15 protein-coding genes and 1 tRNA gene are annotated in these 18,132 nt (G+C 71.6%); 7 read left to right on the top strand and 9 right to left on the bottom strand.

All coding sequences use genetic code 11. The features are described from left to right. Nucleotides 1-69 precede the first annotated feature (69 nt). The 6 genes from thrB to CP983_RS13990 form a co-directional block, all read right to left on the bottom strand. Nucleotides 70-987 carry a homoserine kinase gene (gene thrB / locus CP983_RS13965; RefSeq protein WP_030947226.1) on the bottom strand — a complete coding sequence of 306 codons (918 nt, stop codon included), beginning with the start codon at nucleotides 985-987 and terminating at the stop codon, nucleotides 70-72. Nucleotides 988-1,290: 303 nt separating this feature from the next. Then, entirely contained in the window at nucleotides 1,291-2,349 is a 1,059-nt protein-coding gene (gene thrC / locus CP983_RS13970) for a threonine synthase (protein WP_125524920.1), read from the bottom strand. A gap of 6 nt (nucleotides 2,350-2,355) precedes the next feature. After that, on the bottom strand, nucleotides 2,356-3,654 hold the full coding sequence (locus CP983_RS13975) for a homoserine dehydrogenase (RefSeq protein ID WP_107905180.1): 1,299 nt from the start codon (nucleotides 3,652-3,654) through the stop codon (nucleotides 2,356-2,358). A 150-nt stretch (nucleotides 3,655-3,804) separates the two neighbouring features. Next, the gene (lysA, locus tag CP983_RS13980) at nucleotides 3,805-5,196 is read right to left on the bottom strand and encodes a diaminopimelate decarboxylase (RefSeq protein ID WP_125524919.1); all 1,392 of its coding nucleotides are present in this window, start codon (nucleotides 5,194-5,196) and stop codon (nucleotides 3,805-3,807) included. 17 nt (nucleotides 5,197-5,213) lie between these two features. After that, nucleotides 5,214-6,395 (bottom strand): ArgS-related anticodon-binding protein NrtL, encoded by a 1,182-nt coding sequence (gene nrtL / locus CP983_RS13985; RefSeq protein WP_150499776.1) that lies wholly within the window; start codon nucleotides 6,393-6,395, stop codon nucleotides 5,214-5,216. Between the two features lie 264 nt (nucleotides 6,396-6,659). Continuing rightward, the gene (locus CP983_RS13990; RefSeq protein WP_229914870.1) at nucleotides 6,660-7,139 is read right to left on the bottom strand and encodes a response regulator; all 480 of its coding nucleotides are present in this window, start codon (nucleotides 7,137-7,139) and stop codon (nucleotides 6,660-6,662) included. 175 nt (nucleotides 7,140-7,314) lie between these two features. On the opposite strand from CP983_RS13990, the gene CP983_RS13995 reads away from it, so the two are divergent. After that, nucleotides 7,315-7,386 (top strand) — tRNA-Arg (locus CP983_RS13995). 442 nt (nucleotides 7,387-7,828) lie between these two features. Here CP983_RS13995 and CP983_RS14005 read toward each other — a convergent pair. Both CP983_RS14005 and CP983_RS14010 read right to left on the bottom strand, forming a co-directional pair. After that, on the bottom strand, nucleotides 7,829-8,179 hold the full coding sequence (locus CP983_RS14005; protein WP_107902824.1) for a hypothetical protein: 351 nt from the start codon (nucleotides 8,177-8,179) through the stop codon (nucleotides 7,829-7,831). Between the two features lie 232 nt (nucleotides 8,180-8,411). Then, a complete protein-coding gene (locus CP983_RS14010) occupies nucleotides 8,412-8,909 on the bottom strand; it encodes an ATP-binding protein (RefSeq protein WP_167537700.1) in 498 nt (165 codons plus the stop codon). A 258-nt stretch (nucleotides 8,910-9,167) separates the two neighbouring features. Here CP983_RS14010 and CP983_RS14015 point away from each other — a divergent pair, with 258 nt between their 5' ends. Both CP983_RS14015 and CP983_RS14020 read left to right on the top strand, forming a co-directional pair. After that, a complete protein-coding gene (locus CP983_RS14015; RefSeq protein ID WP_107902826.1) occupies nucleotides 9,168-9,398 on the top strand; it encodes a DUF397 domain-containing protein in 231 nt (76 codons plus the stop codon). A 217-nt stretch (nucleotides 9,399-9,615) separates the two neighbouring features. Then, nucleotides 9,616-10,527, top strand: coding sequence for a helix-turn-helix domain-containing protein (locus CP983_RS14020; protein ID WP_125527902.1), 912 nt, complete (start codon nucleotides 9,616-9,618; stop codon nucleotides 10,525-10,527). A gap of 54 nt (nucleotides 10,528-10,581) precedes the next feature. Here CP983_RS14020 and CP983_RS14025 read toward each other — a convergent pair whose 3' ends face one another. Next, nucleotides 10,582-11,397 carry an SAM-dependent methyltransferase gene (locus CP983_RS14025; RefSeq protein ID WP_125527901.1) on the bottom strand — a complete coding sequence of 272 codons (816 nt, stop codon included), beginning with the start codon at nucleotides 11,395-11,397 and terminating at the stop codon, nucleotides 10,582-10,584. A 401-nt stretch (nucleotides 11,398-11,798) separates the two neighbouring features. On the opposite strand from CP983_RS14025, the gene CP983_RS14030 reads away from it, so the two are divergent. Genes CP983_RS14030 through CP983_RS14045 form a run of 4 tightly spaced genes read left to right on the top strand, consistent with a single transcriptional unit; the run spans nucleotide 11,799 to nucleotide 18,091 of the window. Beyond that, nucleotides 11,799-13,277: an MFS transporter gene (locus CP983_RS14030; protein WP_125527900.1), complete on the top strand. Its 1,479-nt coding sequence runs from the start codon at nucleotides 11,799-11,801 to the stop codon at nucleotides 13,275-13,277. Nucleotides 13,278-13,279: 2 nt separating this feature from the next. Beyond that, nucleotides 13,280-13,486, top strand: a complete 207-nt coding sequence (locus tag CP983_RS14035) for an MbtH family protein (RefSeq protein WP_107902832.1) — start codon at nucleotides 13,280-13,282, stop codon at nucleotides 13,484-13,486. A gap of 28 nt (nucleotides 13,487-13,514) precedes the next feature. Further along, a complete protein-coding gene (locus CP983_RS14040) occupies nucleotides 13,515-17,039 on the top strand; it encodes a non-ribosomal peptide synthetase (protein ID WP_167537701.1) in 3,525 nt (1,174 codons plus the stop codon). Continuing rightward, the gene (locus CP983_RS14045) at nucleotides 17,030-18,091 is read left to right on the top strand and encodes a MupA/Atu3671 family FMN-dependent luciferase-like monooxygenase (protein ID WP_150499779.1); all 1,062 of its coding nucleotides are present in this window, start codon (nucleotides 17,030-17,032) and stop codon (nucleotides 18,089-18,091) included. Before CP983_RS14040 ends, CP983_RS14045 begins: the two co-directional genes overlap by 10 nt. Nucleotides 18,092-18,132 lie beyond the last annotated feature (41 nt).

Genomic DNA, 18,132 nt, shown 5'->3' on the forward strand with positions numbered 1-18,132 from the left:
GTGCAGACTTGAGGTTAACACTACCGGATCCAACAAACATTCCCCCTCTCGAAATCCGGCAACCGTGTGTCAGGTCGCAAGCGGCAGCACGCTCGCTCCCTGGGCGTCGAGGTCGAGCCGGTTCGCGGCCCACCCCTCGCCTGCCAGATGGGCGACCTTGTCGGCGCTGTCCTCGTCGGCCAGTGCCAGCACAGTTGGTCCCGCGCCCGAGATGACCGCCGGCACTCCGTCGGCCCGCAGCCGCTCCACCAGCGCGGCGCTCTCCGGCATCGCGGGAGCGCGGTACTCCTGGTGCAGACGGTCCTCTGTGGCGGGCAGCAGCAGCTCGGGGCGCCGGGTGAGGGCCTCGACGAGCAGGGCGGCACGGCCCGCGTTGGTGGCTGCGTCGACGTGCGGGACGGTGCGCGGCAGCAGTCCGCGCGCGGTCTCCGTCAGGACCGGCTTACCGGGTACGAAAACCACCGGAACGATGGAATCGGCGGGTTCCATCCTGATGGCCCGGGCGGCGCCGGCCTCCATCCAGGACAGGGTGAATCCGCCCAGCAGACAGGCGGCGACGTTGTCGGGGTGACCCTCGATCTCGGTGGCGAGTTCGAGCAGGGCCGCGTCGTCGAGCCGGGCCTCGCCGCCTATGGTCACGGCACGCGCGGCGACGATGCCGGCGCAGATGGCGGCGGAGGAGGAGCCGAGGCCGCGGCCGTGCGGGATGCGGTTGGCGCAGACGATCTCCAGGCCGCGCGGCTGGCCGCCCAGCAGATCGAAGGCGGTGCGCAGGGAACGTACGAGCAGGTGGTTCTCGTCGCGCGGCAGCGTCTCGCTGCCCTCACCCGCGATGTCGATGTGCAGCCCGGAGTCGGCCACCCGGACGACCACGTCGTCGTAGAGCCCCAGCGACAGGCCGAGGGCGTCGAAGCCCGGACCGAGGTTGGCGCTGGTGGCGGGGACGCGCACCCGGACGGCGGCGGCGCGGAAGGCTGGACCGGCCATCGCTCGATGACTCTCCTTGAGCTGCGGTGATTGTCGATTGTCGAAGACATTCGATGACGTACGAGAACCTCTGGGACCGCTTCCGGGCCGCGGAGACGGCGCGGCACCGCACCTATGCGGAGGCATATGCGGCGGGCGGGTTCAGTACAGCGTATCGAAGGTAGGTTCTGTGGCGACATAGGGCGCACAGGAGGCGCACGATGCGTGTCGTATGCCCCCCGTGCACCCCTTGTAGGGAAGTTCCCCAGGCAGAGCGCCTCGTGGCCGCCCGCGCGAGCCTGCTGCGACGGAGCGTGGCCCGGCTTACGCCAGCCCGAGCCGCTCGGCCGCCGTCGCCGCGTCGACCGGGACGGTGACGGGCTGCGGGGCGCCCGCGACGGCCCAGTCGGGGTCCTTGAGGCCGTTGCCGGTGACGGTGCACACGATGCGCTGGCCCGGGTCGACCTTGCCCTGCTCGGCGGCCTTCAGCAGACCGGCGACCGACGCGGCGGACGCGGGCTCGACGAAGACGCCCTCCTGAGCTGCCAACAGCCGGTAGGCGCGCAGGATTTCACGGTCCGTCACCTCGTCGATGAAGCCGCCCGACTCGTCCCGCGCGTCGATGGCGTACTGCCAGGAGGCCGGGTTGCCGATACGGATCGCGGTGGCGATGGTCGAGGGGTCCTTGACGACCTCGCCGCGCACGATCGGCGCGGAGCCGGAGGCCTGGAAGCCCCACATGCGCGGGGTCTGCTCGGAGACACCGTCGGCGGCGTACTCCTTGTACCCCTTCCAGTACGCGGTGATGTTGCCCGCGTTGCCCACCGGGAGGACGTGGATGTCGGGGGCGTCGCCCAGCATGTCCACGATCTCGAAGGCGGCCGTCTTCTGCCCCTCGATACGCACCGGGTTGACCGAATTCACCAGCGCCACGGGGTAGTTGTCGCTCAGGTCGCGGGCGAGCGTGAGGCAGTCGTCGAAGTTGCCGTCGACCTGGAGGATCTTCGCGCCGTGCACGAGGGCCTGGCCCATCTTGCCGAGCGCGATCTTGCCCTGCGGGACGAGCACGGCCGAGACCATGCCCGCGCGCACGGCGTAGGCGGCGGCCGAGGCGGAGGTGTTGCCGGTGGAGGCGCAGATGACGGCCTTGGCGCCCTCCTCCTTGGCCCGCGTGATGGCCATGGTCATGCCGCGGTCCTTGAAGGACCCGGTGGGGTTGGCACCCTCCACCTTGAGGTGGACCTCGCAGCCCGTGCGCTCGGAGAGCACCTGCGCGGGCACGAGGGGCGTGCCGCCCTCGCGGAGCGTCACGACCGGCGTGGTGTCGGAGACGGGCAGCCGGTCCCGGTACTCCTCGATGATTCCGCGCCACTGGTGGGTCATTGCTGGTTACTCTCCTTCAACCCGCATGATGCTGGCGACACCCCGCACGGTGTCGAGCTTGCGCAGCGCCTCGACGGTCCCGACGAGGGCCGCGTCGGACGCACGGTGGGTGACGACGACGAGGGATGCCTCGCCGCCTCCGTCCTGCCGTCCTTGCTGGCGCACCGTATCGATCGACACTCCGTGCTCCGCGAACACGGTCGCCACCTGGGCGAGAACACCCGGTTTGTCGGCGACGTCGAGGCTGATGTGGTAGCGCGTGGTGACGTCGCCCATGGGCGACACGGTCAGGGCGGCGTACGCCGACTCGCCGGGCCCCGTTGCCCCGCTGAGTCGGTTGCGGCAGACGGCGACGAGGTCGCCGAGCACGGCGGACGCGGTGGGAGCACCGCCCGCGCCGGGGCCGTAGAACATGAGCTGCCCGGAGGCGTCGGACTCCACGAACACGGCGTTGTAGGCGCCGCGCACGGAGGCGAGCGGGTGGGTCAGCGGGATCATCGCGGGATGCACGCGCGCGGTGACGGAGGCGCCGTCACCGGCCCGCTCGCAGATGGCGAGCAGCTTGATGGTGCAGCCCATCTCCTTGGCGGAGGCGAAGTCGGCCGCGGTCACCTCGGTCATGCCCTCGCGGTAGACGTCGTCGAGACGCACGCGCGTGTGGAAGGCGATGCCGGCGAGGATCGCGGCCTTGGCGGCGGCGTCGAAGCCCTCGACGTCGGCGGTGGGGTCGGCCTCCGCGTACCCGAGCGCGGTGGCCTCGTCGAGGGCCTCCTGATAGCCGGCGCCGGTCGAGTCCATCTTGTCGAGGATGAAGTTCGTGGTGCCATTGACGATCCCGAGCACCCGGTTGACCTTGTCGCCTGCGAGGGACTCGCGCAGCGGGCGGATCAGCGGGATGGCGCCGGCGACGGCGGCCTCGTAGTAGAGGTCCTTGTCGTTCGCCTCCGCGGCGGCGTGCAGGGCGGCGCCGTCCTGGGCGAGGAGGGCCTTGTTGGCGGAGACGACGGAGGCGCCGTGCTCGAAGGCGGTGGTGATGAGGGTGCGGGCCGGCTCGATGCCGCCGATGACCTCGACCACGACGTCGATGTCGCCGCGTTTGACGAGGGCGGTGGCGTCGGTGGTGATCAGCGCGGGGTCGATGCCCTCACGGACCCTGGAGGGCCGCCGTACCGCCACGCCCGCGAGTTCGACGGGGGCGCCGATCCGGGCGGCGAGGTCGTCGGCGTGCGTCGTCATGATGCGCGCCACCTCTGAGCCGACAACCCCACAGCCCAGCAGCGCCACCTTCAGCGGACGCGTACGCATCATCCGACCTCGTTTCCTCATACCGTCTACGGTTGCACCAGTCTCACTCACCGGACGGGAGTTTCTGCCCTTCGTCCGGATCGTGAGACATCTATTTCATTTGTACCGGGGTGGAAGACAGGAGATCTTCCACCCCGCTGTATTCGCTGCTCAGCCGACGTCGAGCCGAAGAAGATCCTCTTCGGTCTCGCGCCGGACGATCACCCGGGACCCGCCCTCGTGCACGGCCACGACCGGGGGCCGCAGCACGTGGTTGTAGTTGCTGGCCATGGACCGGCAGTAGGCACCCGTCGCCGGTACGGCGATCAGGTCACCCGGTGCCAGGTCGGCCGGCAGGAACGCGTCCTTCACCACGATGTCCCCGCTCTCGCAGTGCTTGCCGACGACCCGCGCGAGCATGGGCTCGGCGTCGGAGGTCCGTGACACGAGCGCCACGCTGTACTCGGCGTCGTACAGCGCAGTACGGATGTTGTCGGACATGCCGCCGTCGACGGAGACGTAGGTACGGAGGTTGTCGAGGGGCTTGATGGTGCCGACCTCGTAGAGCGTGAACGCGGTGGGCCCGACGATGGCCCGCCCCGGCTCGACGGAGATCCGCGGGGTGCGCAGTCGGGCGCCCTCGCACTCACGGGTGACGATCTCGGTGAGCGCCTTGGCGATCTCGTGCGGTTCGCGCGGGTCGTCGGCGCTCGTGTACGCGATGCCGAGCCCGCCGCCGAGGTCGATCTCGGGCAGCTCGACACCGTGCTCGTCACGGATGTCCTTGAGCAGCCCGACGACGCGGTGCGCGGCGACCTCGAAGCCGGACATGTCGAAGATCTGCGACCCGATGTGGCTGTGGATGCCGATGAGCTCAAGCCCGTCGAGCTTCAGCGCCCGCCGCACCGCCTCGGCGGCCTGCCCTCCGGCGAGCGGAATGCCGAACTTCTGGTCCTCGTGGGCGGTGGCGATGAACTCGTGCGTGTGCGCCTCGACGCCGACGGTGATACGGATCTGCACCCGCTGCCGCTTGCCGAGCCCTTGCGCGACGTGGGCGACACGCACGATCTCCTGGAAGGAATCGAGGACGATCCGCCCGACGCCGGCCTCGATGGCCCGGGTGATCTCCTCGACGGACTTGTTGTTGCCGTGGAAGGCGATCCGCTCGGCGGGCATGCCGGCCGAGAGGGCGGTGGCGAGCTCACCGCCGGAGCACACGTCCAGGTTGAGCCCCTCCTCGTGCAGCCACCGCACGACGGCGCGGGAGAGGAACGCCTTGCCGGCGTAGAAGACGTCGGCGTCGTTGCCGAAGGCGCTGCGCCAGGAGCGGGCGCGGGCGCGGAAGTCGGCCTCGTCGATGAAGTAGGCGGGCGTGCCGTGCTGTTCGGCGAGGGTCTTCACGTCGACGCCGCCGACGGTGACCACGCCGTCCGCGTCACGGCCGACGGTCTGCGCCCACACCTTCGCGTCGAGGGCGTTGAGGTCGGCGGGCGGCGCGGAGTAGTGGCCCTCGGGCAGGACATCGGCGTGACGGGGCCCGGCGGGGTGTGCGGAACGGCTCATGACTGTCGTGGGCTCTCTCAGAGATGTTCGGGTGCGTCGATACCGAGCAGGGTCAGGCCACCGGCCAGCACCGCCCCGGCGGCTTCGGCAAGAGCGAGCCGGGCACGGTGGGCGGCCGAGGGTTTCTCCGCACCCCGCGGCAGCACGACGGCCGGCAACGGAAGGGCGGCGTCCGCGACGGCGACGAGATGCCGCGCAAGGCGGTCGGGAGCCCGGTGGGCTGCCGCCTGGGCGAGCACTCGGGGGTGGTCGGCGAGGGCGGTTTGGAGGGCGTGGGGGGTGAGGTGTGCCGGGGACTGCGAAGTGAGCCGGTCCGTGAATTGCCCTGTGGATGGCTCTACGGGTCCCGGCTCGGCGCTGAATCCCAGGTCGGCTGCGTTGCGGGAGAGGGCCCGGGTGCGGGCGTATGCGTAGCGGACGCGGAAGAGAGGGTTGCTCTCGCGCTGGACGAGGTGCTCGTCGGTGACACGCGGCCGGTCGTGCTCGGCGGGGTGGAGCAGGGCCCAGCGGGCGGCGTCGCGTCCGAGGAAGAGGGGGTCGAGCGGGGCGGGTACCGGGCGGAGGGCGTAGTGGGGGAGGTCGTCGGGCGGAACGGGCTGGTGCCGAGTGGCACGGGGGCGGGCGTCATCGCCTCGGCGGCCGACCGTGTCGGACTCACCCGGCCTGCCGGACCCGCCGCCGACCGTGTCCACCCGTACGCCCAGGACGTCGACCCACTCCTGAGGGAGCTCGGCCTCGCAGCGGGTGCGTACGGCGGCGCCCTGCGAACGCAGGATCCGGGCGACGGCGTCCATCACGACGACGGCCCGGACCTCACGCGGACACGACAGCGGTACGAAGTCCGCGGATGGACCCTTGGCGTACCCGTACCGGTCGCCGCGCCGAAGGATCTCCTCGACGAGGGCGACGGAGGCGGTGCCGCCGAGGCGGATGTTCAGGAACCCGGGCCCGGTGACGACGACGTCGGCGACACCGTCCGCTCCCGCGAGGTGCGACCGCAGGATCTCGGCGACACGCAGGGCGGGCTGCCCGGCCGGGCGGGCGAGCTGGAGCGCGATGTTGGTGGCGTAGTCCCCACACCCACCGGGCCCCGGCACGGTGACCAAGGCTCGCTCGGGCACGGCGACGGCCAGTTCCCCCTCGTCGACAGCACGACGCACCGCGCACAGCACGGAACGGGAGAGCTCGACGGGGGTCACGGGGACAAGCGTATGGGAGGAGGGGGGTGGGTATGCGAATGGGTTTGGGCTGGGTTTCGCGATGTGGACGGGGTGGGGAGCTGGGGTGGGGTGCAGCGCGAGGGTCGCGGCGTGGCGCTGCACCTGACGGCTCGGCGTGGCGCTGGACCTATGAGAAGGGTGGCGGGGTCGGTTACTCCGCTCCGACGCGACGGAAGACGCGTCCGACCGACCAGGCAGTCACTCAGCCGCCCCTGCCGCCGCTCTGCCGCAGCCCTGCCCGCCTCAGCCTCCGGTCCGCCCGGCGGCCTCGCCGGCGCCCAGGACGCCGCCGAGCACGGCATCATCGGCACCCCTGCCCTCGGGGCACCCGTCGGCCTCCCCGCTCCCGCTCCGCTCGATCAACCGCCGTACGAGACTCACGAGTTCGGCGGGCTCGAAGGGCTTGGCGAGGAAGGCGTCGACGCCGACGTCGAGACCGCTGTCGACCTCGTACTGGGTGCAGGCGCTGATGATGGCGAGGGGAAGATCACGGGTGCGGGGGTCGGAACGCAGCCTCGCGGCGGTGCGCAGCCCGTCCAGTCGGGGCATGACCACGTCGAGGGTGATCACGTCGGGCCGCACCTGATGAACGACATCCAGACACTCGGCACCATCGGCCGCGGTCACCACCTCGAGCCCCTCCAGCTCGAGATTGACCCTGATCAGCTGCCGGATGACCTTGTTGTCGTCCACAACAAGGACCCGGCCGGAAGCGCCTGGCACAACTCGAGAGTAGGTCCGGACCGGCCACCGCGTCCGGGTTTTCCCGAGTTCCACCCCCCTGCGGGCGACCCACCCCAGGTCGCACCGGGTGCCACGACCCCGGAAACCCGTTCATGAACACCCCACCGAAGCTGGTAGGGTTCTACCCGTCGCCGCCAAGCAAGGCGCCCGACACGCCCCCGTAGCTCAGGGGATAGAGCAACGGCCTCCGGAGCCGTGTGCGCAGGTTCGAATCCTGCCGGGGGCACTTCGCAGGAAGTGCCCGAAGACCCCGCCATCAGCGAGTCAGCTGAGTGCGGGGTCTTGGTGTTTGTGGGGCGGGTCGTGCCGGGGGGCAGGGGGGTGCGGGCCGTCCGAGTGGTTGCCTGTAAGTAGGGGCGCGCCGCATCGGAGAGATGCGTGGCACGCCCCTGGTGGCTCCTCGGCCGCTCGCGGGCCCTCGTCCGTCCCCAGGCCCCGGCCGCGTCGCGCGCTACCGCCCCCCGCCCTCATACCCCCGCTCCCGACCCCACTGCCCCGCGTCGCCCTGCGGCAGGAGTGCCGCTGCCTGGTGTTGGGTGTGTGCGGCTGCTATTTGGGCTTCCGTTACGACGTCTCCGCGTTCGCGCACCAGGTCTTCATAAATTGGTAGGTGATCGTTTTCGGCGGGGGTGCGTGTCACTGTGTTGTCCTTCCGGTGGGTATTGCCGTCAGGCCCTGTTCAGGCGGGCGGCAATTCCGTGGCCGAGGGCCAGATAGAGGACCGCGGGAAGGCCGTAATTGAGGATGACTCGTAGGCCCTCTGTGTCCATCGTGAAAATGTCGCGTGCCCATCCGGAGAGCAGGTCCGCCGCGCCATGGACGAACTCCACGAAGGCGTTGCCCTGGTTCGCGTCGAGGAGGTACAGGACGATCCACAGGCCGAGCAGACCGGCCGAGATGTCGGCGATCGTGCAGATCACAAGCGACGCTCTGCGGGCGGTGGCCCTGTTGCGGGCCGTGCGGTCCTGGGGCGGGTGCTGGTCGTACGTCTGGTATCCGGATACCGGGTCGGTGTTCACTAGAAATCCGATCTGACGCGTTGATTGGGCCGACTGGGCACCGCACTGCGCCGGGATTCGGACTTTGTGCGGTGACTTCCTTCCGCCTAGTTCTGCGTCAGACGAACGCGACCGTGTTACACCAGGGACGGGGACATCCCAAATATGTAGGGTCGGCGCCCTGTTCGGGAACTTAGTCAATTGTTCACGTGCGAGTGCACATTTGCGGATGCAGTGCAGGACTCGTGACGGATCAGGAGTCGCCGGCGGTCGGGAGCATCGCCCAGACCGTCTTGCCCAGGGGATGCCGCCGGGTCCAGCCCCAGTGTTCGGACAGGCTGTCGATGATGCGCAGTCCGCGACCGTGCTCGTCGAAGGGGTCGGAGGTGTGCGGGTACACCGGCGGGCGGTCGCTCGGGTCGGTGACCGCGCAGACCAGGTGGGCCGGGCGGCGGACGCCGAGCCGGAGCCAGATGCCGGGGTCGGCCGAGGGGCGGGCCGCGGAGTGCGGTGCGGCGTGCAGTACGGCGTTGGCGAGCAGCTCGGTGACCACCGTCAGGGCGTCGGGGCCGCAGTGGTCGAGCTCCCAGCTGCCCAGTGTGCGACGGACGAAGTCGCGGGCCTCGGCGCAGCCCCGTTCGGCGCCGACCAGGCGCAGGACTGCGGAGCGGGGTGCTGTGTGCTCGGACTCCGGTGTGGCCAGCCGGCGTGGGCCCGGGGGGCCGCTGTGCGCTGGTGGCGCTGTCCTCAACGCCTCATGTGACGCAGCGCCACGGGGCAGTCGGAGCCCTTCGTACGCAGGTAACGACACAACGTCTCCCCTGATACACGGTCAGGACGGGGCGTCCGCGCTGCACTTGACGCCACGGGCTATTATCCACGCCAACGGCGTCTCCGTGCAATTTCACGGGAAATTTCGCGTGAGATGTCAGCGTGGAGCTCGTGGTGCGGTCCGGGTCCGCTGTGGCCTCGGGCACGCGCGTGACGGAACGTGAGCAAGGAGAGTGCAGTGCCAACAGCACCGAACGGCGTACGGGCAGACTCGTTGGGCGTCCGCTGGATCAAGAGCCGGCACAGCAATGCCGAGGGCAACTGCGTCGAGGTTGCCGCCCTGGGCGACGGCAGTGTCGCGATGCGCAACTCCCGCCACCCCGACGGACCTGCCCTCGTCTACACCCCTGCTGAGATCGCGGCCTTCCTGGCCGGCGCGAAGGATGGTGAGTTCGACCACCTGGCGTGAGACGGACGGGTCGGCACGGGGCGGGCCTGTGCGAGGCAGGCCCACGTGAGAGGGCCCCGCGCAGCACGGGCAACTGTCCCCGGAACGCGTGACCGGTGGAGGGCGAAATGCCGCCCGCAAACGGAAGTTGAGCCTTCCACTTCTCGCGGTTCCGGCGCCACCCGGCAGCGGGATGCGATAATGCGGTCTGTCGTCTGCCGGTCTACGGGGAGTCAGGATGTCGCCCGAGTCACCTCGCATCTCCCGTCTCGAACCCTATCTGGACCGGACCGAGCCCGCCCCGACCTTGCTGAAGATGCTGGTCGGCGTCCAGTTGGGCGGCCTCCGCGAGGACCTCGGCCTGTCCCAGGACCAGGTCGCGCGGGCCGTGGGATTCAGTCCGGCCAAGCTGTCGCGCATCGAGGCGGGCAAGGGCCGTCGGCCTCCGACCGAGGCGGACGTGCGGGCCCTGCTGGAGCACTACGGCACCGAGGAGTACGAGGCGTCGGTACTGCTTCAGCTGCTGCGGCGCGCCGGTGAGCCCGGCTGGTGGCAGCGCTATGACAAGCGGCTGATGCCGGAGTGGTTCGACCGGCTGGTCGGGCTCCAGGAGGCCGCGACCTCCATCCGTACCTTTGAACTCCAGTACGTACCCGGTCTGTTGCAGACCGACGACTACACCCGGGCCGTCGTCGAGCGTGGGCTGCCGACCGCGCCGCCCCGTGAGGTGCAGCGGCGGGTCGAGCTGCGGATGCGCCGGCGGCAGCTGCTGCACCGCCCGGACGCGCCCCAGCTGTGGGCGGTCGTCGACGAGTCGGTGCTGCTGCGGGTCCTGGGCAGCCGTGAGGTGATGCACGCGCAGCTGGAGCACCTCGTGGAGATGGCCCAGCGGCCGCATGTGACCGTGCAGATCGTGCCGCTGGACGTCACCAACGCCTCGGCGCCCGCCATGCCGATCACCTATCTGCGGTTCGGCGGCGTCGATCTGCCCGACATCGTCTATCTGGAGCACATCAAGAGCGCGGCCTTCCTGGAGGACCGCGACGAGACCGAGGAGTACCGCCTCGCCCTGGACCGCCTGGGCGACGAGGCCCTCAACCCGCGGGAGTCGCTGGAGCGGCTGCGCGAGACGATGAAGCGGTACGCATGAGCAACAGAGGCGGCGGGAGCGGCGGTGATGACGCCGCTCCCCGGCCTCCGGTCCCTACACCAGCCGGCCCGCTCCGCCGAACTCGATCCACTCCTGCGTGAGTTGCCGCGGTGCCACCTCGGTGTCCGGGCGCCAGGTGGAGACCTCCACCAGGCCGGGCTCCAAAATCTCCAGGCCGTCGAAGTACTCCGCGACGTCCTTCTGCTGACGTACCCGGCCCCAGTGCCCCTGCGTCGCCTGGTCCATGAAGTCGGTGACGAACTTGCGGACCTCGGGGTCCTCGCTGACCAGCTGGCACATCACCATGAAGCTGCCGGGCGCGAGGCGCTCGCGCACCCTGCGGGCCACGGCGAGCGGACCGTCGGTGTCGCTGTCCGGGATGCAGTGGAACACCGAGTTGAACAGCACGGCCACCGGCTGCGAGAAGTCGATCAGGCGCTCGGTGTCCGGGTGGGAGAAGATCTGGTCCGTCTCGCGCATGTCGGCGTGGATGACGGCGGTGTTGTTGTTCTGGTCCAGCAGGGCGCGGCCGTGGACCAGGACCATCGGATCGTTGTCGACGTACACCACGCGCGAGGCGGGGTCGACGGCCTGCGCGACCTGGTGGACGTTGTTCTGGGTGGGCAGGCCGGAGCCGTGGTCGAGGAACTGCCGGATGCCGAAGTCGCCGGCCAGGGTGCCGACCACCCGCTGGAGGAAGCGCCGGTTGTTCAGGGCGAGGGCCCGGGTGCTGGGGACGACCTTGTCCAGCTCCTCGCAGGCGGCCCGGTCCGAGGCGTAGTTGTCCTTGCCTCCGAGGTAGTGGTCGTACATGCGCGCGGCCGTGGGGACCGTCGCATCGATCGACGTGGACAGCTTTCCAGGCTCCATGGCTTCCCCCAGGGGCAGGACGGCCGAGGAGATCACCTCGCCGACAACACATCCTAGGGAGGCCGCAGTTGGTGGGGCCAGTCCATCGGTCAACGACCGGGAGAATGGCCCCCTTGACGGGGAGAGCAGGCACGGAATTCGCTGCTGGAAAGCGGCAGAGGTGTCCGGGAACGGCAGCTCTCGTCCGGGACATCCCAAATGTCGTTGTGTCGTCAAACGTTCGTAGGTGCCTACGAGGTGGCCGTGCCTTGTCCCGGTACGGGCCTTTCAGCCGCGCCCCTCTCGGCCGTGGCGAGCCCTCCGTGAGGGCTTCTCGGTCGCCTTTCATGATCAGGGCTGTGCGGCCCGTGTCTTCGAACTAGGGTTCTTGACCGGAAGCCACATTCGACGGGGGTACGCACGTGGCCGATGCGGCGCGTTCGCAGGACGACACCGCGCACGACGGGGGGAAGGCCGGCCGGTTCACCGGTATGGGGCCCTTCATGCTCGTCTGGAGCGGGCAGGCGGTGTCCCTGGTGGGCAATTCCGTCCTGCGGTTCGCCTTCGTCTTCGAGACCTGGTCGGCCACCGGCCGCGCGACCGCGCTGACCACCCTCTCGCTGTGCGCCCTGCTCCCCCAGGTGCTGCTGAGTCCGCTCGCCGGTGCCTTCGTCGACCGCGTCAACCGGCGTACGGCACTCCAGCTCGCCGACGGCGGCGGGCTGCTGGTCGTGGCGCTGCTCGCCGTCCTGCACTTCACCGGCGGGCTGCACACCTGGGAGGTCTACGGGGCGGTCATGCTGCTCGGCGGTGCCGCCGCGTTCCAGTTCCCGGCGCTCGGCGCGGCCGTGCCGCTGCTGGTGGACAAGCGCCAACTCCAGCGTGCCAACAGCTTGTTGGCGAGCGCCAAGAGCACCGCCGACGTGGGCGGGCCGGCGCTCGGCGGGCTGCTGGTGGCGTTCTCCGGGATCGGTTTCATCCTCGTCGCCGACCTGGTCAGCTTCGCTCTCGCGCTGGCCGCGATCCGGGTCGTACGAATGCGGGGGGACACCGGTCCCAAGGCGAAGCCGGGCGGTGGTCCGCGCAAGAAGCTGATCGCCGAGGCCGTCGAGGGGATGCGTTTCCTCTTCCGCTTCCCGAGCCTGCGCGATCTGATGCTGGCCTTCTGCTTCGTCAACCTGGTCATGGTCTTCGGCTTCGCCGCCGTACAGCCCATGGTGCTGGCGCGCTCCGGCGGGGAGACCTCGGCGCTGGCGAGCGTCAACACCGCGATCGGTGTCGGCGGGGTCGCGGGCGGGCTGCTGATGGCGGCCTGGAGCGGGCCGCGGAACCGGGCCCGGGGCATGCTGCTCGGGATCATCGGCATGTGCCTGTCCGCCCAGGTGGCGATGGCGCTGGCCGGCGAGGTCGTCGGCTGGTGCGCGGCCATCCTGGTGGGCGCGGCGCTGATGCCGATGATCAACGGCACGATGCAGGCGATCGTGCAGACGAAGGTTCCGCAGGAGTGGCACGGCCGGGTCTTCGGCGCGGTGGTGTTCCTGTCGCAGCTCTCCGTCCCGCTGGCCACCGCGGTCTCCGGTCCGCTGGCCGACCATGTCTTCGAGCCGCAGGCCGCGGACGGCGCCGGCATCTTCGTGGTGCTCGGGCCGCTCCTCGGGGACGGGCCCGGCAGCGGCATGGCCGCGATGCTGCTCATCGCCGGGCTGTGCGGCGTCACCGTCGCGGTGCTGAGCATGTCCCGGCGCACGGTTCGCGAGATCGACTCGCTGCTGCCGGATGTCACCGACGACTCCGCGGAATCCGACGACGGCGACGACTCCGCGCGGCCCGGCGATCCCGAGGCCCCGGGGAGCACCGACAAACCCGACAACCCCGAGAACAAAGCACTCGTGGAGGGCTGACCATGACCACCAATCCGTTCGAGGACGAGAACGGGACCTATCTCGTCCTCACCAACGCCGAGGGCCAGTACTCGCTGTGGCCCGAGGGGATCGCCGTGCCGGACGGGTGGGACGTGGCGCTGAGCGCGAGCAGCCGTGCCGAGTGCCTCGCCCATGTCGAGGCCAACTGGACGGACATATGTCCCGCCCCCGCGGGCGCAGACGCCTGAGATGGGGTCGACGGGGGCGTTGCACGGTGTGCATGAACTCTTCGCTCAGCAGGCTCGACGGACACCGGCGGCGACCGCGCTGGTGCACGGCGGGCAGCGGCTGAGCTACGGCGAACTCGACGCGCGTGCCGACCGGTTGGCCGGGCTGCTGCGGCGGCACGGGGTTCGGCCGGGAGCCCTGGTGGGCGTGTACCTGGAGCGGTCCGCCGAGATGGTGGTGGCACTGCTCGGCACGCTCAAGGCCGGTGCCGGCCATGTGATGCTCGACCCGGACTTTCCGGCGGAGCGGCTGCGCGCGATGGCGGCCGACGCGGGCGTCGGCGTCGTGGTGTCCCGCCGCGGGGACCGGCAGCCGGTCACGGCCGCCGTGTCGGTGGCGGTGGAGGACGCCGAGCAGGCCGAGCGGATCGAACCCGTGGCCGTACGGCCGCACGACCCCGCGTGCGTGATGTTCACCTCCGGCTCCACCGGACGTCCGAAGGGCATCGTCGCCCCCCATTCCGCGATCACGGGGACGCTGACCGGGCAGGACTTCGCGTCCTTCGGGACCGGCGCGGTGTGGTTGCAGTGCTCCCCGGTGTCCTGGGACGCGTTCGCCCTCGAGCTGTGGGGGCCGCTGCTGAACGGCGGCCTGTGCGTGCTGCACCCGGGACAGCGGCCCGACCCGGTCGTGATCGCCGAGTTGGTCGACCGGCATGCCGTGACCTCGCTGTACCTGTCGGCCTCGCTGTTCCACGTGGTCGTCGACGAGTATCCGCGGGCCCTGGACGGCGTACGCGAACTGATCGTCGGCGGCGAGCCGTTGTCGCCCGCGCACGCGGCCCGCGCGCTTCGGCGCCACCCCGGGCTGCGGCTGAGCAACGGCTACGGCCCGGTCGAGGGCATGGTCTTCCTGACCGTCCATCCGATCACCGCCGAGGAGGTGCGGGACGGCCGGCCGGTGCCGATCGGGCGCCCGCTCGCGGGCAAGCGGCTCCGGGTGCTGGACGAGCGGCTGCGGCCCGTCGCGGACGGCGGGGCGGGTGAGCTGTACGCCGCCGGGGCGGGTGTCGCCCTCGGCTACTGCGGCCGGCCGGAGCTGACGGCCGAGCGGTTCGTGGCCGACCCGTACGGGCCCTCGGGCGAGCGGATGTACCGCACCGGGGATCTGGTGCGGCGCCGGACGGACGGCGTGCTGGAGTATCTCGGGCGGGCCGACTCCCAGGTGAAGATCCGCGGGTTCCGGGTGGAGCCGGGCGAGGTGGAGACGGTTCTGGCGGGTCATCCGGGCGTGGTCCGGGCCGCCGTGGTCGCCCGGCCCGACGGCACGGGCGAGAAGCGGCTGGTCGCGTACGTCGTCCCGCGCGACGGGGACCTGCGGCGGCCCTCGGAAGGGGAGTTACGCACGCACGCGGCTCGGCTGCTGGCCGACTATCTGGTCCCGGCCGCCTTCGTCCTGCTGGACGCCCTGCCGCTCACCCCCAACGGCAAGCTGGACCGCGCCGCCCTGCCGGAGCCCGGCCCGGTCACCGGCTCCCTCGGCTCGGCGGCCGGACGGCGTCCTTCGGGGCCGGTGGAGGAGGCGCTGTGCGGGCTGTTCTCCGAGGTGCTGGGGGTGGCGTCCGTGGGCCCCGAGGACGACTTCTTCGAGCTCGGCGGCAACTCGCTGATGGTGGCCCGGCTGCTGGGCCGGATCCGGCTGACGCTGGGCGCGCGGGTCGGCGTACGGACGCTGTTCGAGTGCCGGACGCCGGCGACGCTGCTGCCGCACGTCGAGGAGACGGCAGGGAAGGGCGACCCGGCCGACGCGCCCGCCCCGGTCCCGGCCGGTGACACGCTGCCCCTCTCCCATGCCCAGCGGCGCCTGTGGTTCCTGGACCGGGTCGACGCGGGCACCGCGTACACCCTGCCGGTGCTGGTGCGACTGCGCGGGGCGGTCGACGCGGCGGCGCTGCGGGCGGCGCTCGGGGACGTGGCGGCGCGGCAGGCGGTGCTGCGGACCGTGTTCGAGGAGAGCGACGGCGAGCCGAGGCAGCGGGTGCTGGACGGGGCCGGGGCACGGCCGCGGCTGCGGGAGGTCCGGGTCCGGTCCGGGGAGTTGGCGGGGGCCGTCGCCGGGGCCGCCCGGCACCGCTTCGATCTCGCCGCCGAACTGCCCCTGCACGCCGTGCTGTTCGGTGTCACCGACCGGCCGGACGAGCATGCGCTGCTGCTGGTGCTGCACCACATCGCGGGCGACGGCTGGTCCCTGCCGCCGCTGTTCAGGGACCTGTCGCGGGCCTACGCCGCCCGCACCGCCGGAGCAGTGCCGGAGGCGACCGCGCCGCCCGTGCCGTACGCCGACTTCGCCCGCCGGCAGCGGGAACGGCTCGGCACGGCCGACGATCCCGGGTCCCTCACGTCGGAACAGCTCGTCTTCTGGCGCAAGGCCCTGACCGGTCTGGCGCCCGGCGGCCCGCTGCTGCCCCGCCGTCCCGGACGGCCCGCCGTGCCGGGCCGGGACGCCGACACCGTCGTACGGCGGCTGGACGCGCGGACGCACGCGCGGATCGTCGATGCGGCGCGGGAGCAGGGCGCCACGCTGTTCATGGCGTTGCACGCCGCCCTGGCCACCGCGCTGGTGCGGACAGGCGCGGGCGAGGATCTCGCGGTCGGGTCGCCGATCGCCGGACGCGGGCACGACGGCACGGTGGACGACGTCGTCGGGTTCTTCGTCAACATGCTGGTGCTGCGCACCGACGCCTCCGGCGACCCGACCGCACGGCAGCTGCTCGCGCGGATCCGGGAGACGGCGCTGGACGCGTTCGCCCACCAGGACGTGCCGTTCGAGGAGGTGGTGGACGCGCTGGGCCCCGTACGTCCGCCGGGACGGCAGCCGTTCACCGAGGTGGTGCTGGCGTTGCAGAACAACGCCCGCGCCGAGGTCGGCCTGCCCGGCGCCACGACCGGCGTGGAACCGTTGCGCACCGGCACCGCCCGGTTCGAGCTGCTGGTGGACGTGACGGACGACCACTCACCGTCGGGCGCGCCGGACGGCATGACGCTGGTCTTCGAGTACCGGACCTCGTGTCTGGAGCCGGAGTTCGTGAACGGGCTGGCGGACGCGGTCGTCGAGGCGTTGCGCGCGGCGGCCGCCGAGCCGGACCTGCCGCTGTCCAGGCTTCCGCTGCCCGAGCCGTCCCGGCGGGCGGACCCGGCGCGGGACGCGGTGCTCACCCCGGCCCCCGCCGACGACGGCCCGGCGGACTCGGCGCTGCTCCGGGAGATCACCGCCGTGTGGTCCGACGTGCTCGGCGTCGAACGCGTCGGCCCGCACGACGACTTCTTCCGGCTCGGCGGCAACTCCCTGCGCGCGGTGCGGGTCGCGGCCCGCCTCACCGGCGCCGGGCGCACGGTGACCGCCGCCCAGCTGTTCACCTCGCCCACGGTCGCGGCGCTCGCCGCCGAGCTGGAGCGGGCGCCGGCCGAGGCCCCCGCCGCGCCGGCGCCGATCCCGCGCCGGCCGCGCGTTCCCCGGCAGCCCGGCCGCGCCGGCCGTACCGACACCAGCCAGAAGGAGGTGCCATGGACCTGAGCGTGATGTTCTTCGGCGCCGACAGCCCCGCGGACCCGGGGGCCGCGCCCCGGCACGGCGAGGCATACGACGACATCCTCACCGTCGCCCGCACCGCGGACCGGCTCGGCTTCCATGCGATCTGGACGCCCGAGCGGCACTTCCAGCAGGTGGGCCAGGTGTTCCCGAGCCCGCCGGTGCTCAGCGCGGCGCTGGCGGTGGCTACCGAGCGGATCAACATCCGGGCGGGCAGCGTGATCCTGCCGCTGCACCATCCGCTGCGGATCGCGGAGGACTGGGCGGTCGTCGACAACCTCTCGCACGGCCGGATCGGGCTGTCGGCCGCGACGGGCTGGCACTCCGCCGACTTCGTGCTCGCGCCCGGCAACTACGACGACCGCCGGGAGCGGACCCTGCGGGGCATCCCGCTGCTGCGGCGGCTGTGGGCGGGCGGGGAGGCGGAGTTCACCGACGGCACCGGCGCCACCGTCACCGTCCGGCCGCAGCCCCGGCCCGTGCAGGACACCCTGCCGCTGTGGCTGACGAGCTCCGGCAACCCCGCGACCTGGGAGGCGGCCGGAGGTCTGCGGGCCGGGGTGCTCGGGGCGACCGTCGGGCAGAGCCGGGAGGAACTCGCCGAGCGGATCGCCCGTTACCGGGCCGCCTGCGCCGCCGCCCCCGACCAGGGCGGCACCGACGCGCACGGCCGGGTGACGCTGATGGCGCACACGTTCGTCGGCGCGGACGACGAGGAGGCGCGGCGGCTGGCCGCCGAGCCGCTGAAGCGGTACCTGCGCTCCTACGTGCGGCAGACCACCGCGAACCGCACGGCCGACAGGGCGACGGCGGAGCTCACCGAGGAACAGACCGCGCTGCTCGCCGAGTTCGCGTTCCACCGCTATCTGACCTGGGGCAGCCTGCTCGGCTCTGCCGCGACCTGCCGGAAGATGCTCGCCGACCTGCGCGAACTGGGCTGCGACGAGGTCGCCTGCTTCGTGGACTTCGGCCTCGGCCGCGACGAGGTGCTGGCCGGGCTGCACCGGCTGGCGGAGCTGCGGGAGGACGTGGCGTGACGAGGCATTTCACTGTCTTGCAGGAGAACTTGGCGTGACTG

This window comes from Streptomyces chartreusis, from assembly GCF_008704715.1.
Lineage (GTDB): Bacteria > Actinomycetota > Actinomycetes > Streptomycetales > Streptomycetaceae > Streptomyces > Streptomyces chartreusis.

Coding starts and splice junctions, on each gene's coding strand:
- thrB (WP_030947226.1), bottom strand. CDS start 987: ATGGCCGGTCCAGCCTTCCGCGCCGCCGCCGTCCGGGTGCGCGTCCCC.
- thrC (WP_125524920.1), bottom strand. CDS start 2,349: ATGACCCACCAGTGGCGCGGAATCATCGAGGAGTACCGGGACCGGCTG.
- CP983_RS13975 (WP_107905180.1), bottom strand. CDS start 3,654: ATGCGTACGCGTCCGCTGAAGGTGGCGCTGCTGGGCTGTGGGGTTGTC.
- lysA (WP_125524919.1), bottom strand. CDS start 5,196: ATGAGCCGTTCCGCACACCCCGCCGGGCCCCGTCACGCCGATGTCCTG.
- CP983_RS14020 (WP_125527902.1), top strand. CDS start 9,616: ATGTCGCCCGAGTCACCTCGCATCTCCCGTCTCGAACCCTATCTGGAC.
- CP983_RS14025 (WP_125527901.1), bottom strand. CDS start 11,397: ATGGAGCCTGGAAAGCTGTCCACGTCGATCGATGCGACGGTCCCCACG.
- CP983_RS14035 (WP_107902832.1), top strand. CDS start 13,280: ATGACCACCAATCCGTTCGAGGACGAGAACGGGACCTATCTCGTCCTC.
- CP983_RS14045 (WP_150499779.1), top strand. CDS start 17,030: ATGGACCTGAGCGTGATGTTCTTCGGCGCCGACAGCCCCGCGGACCCG.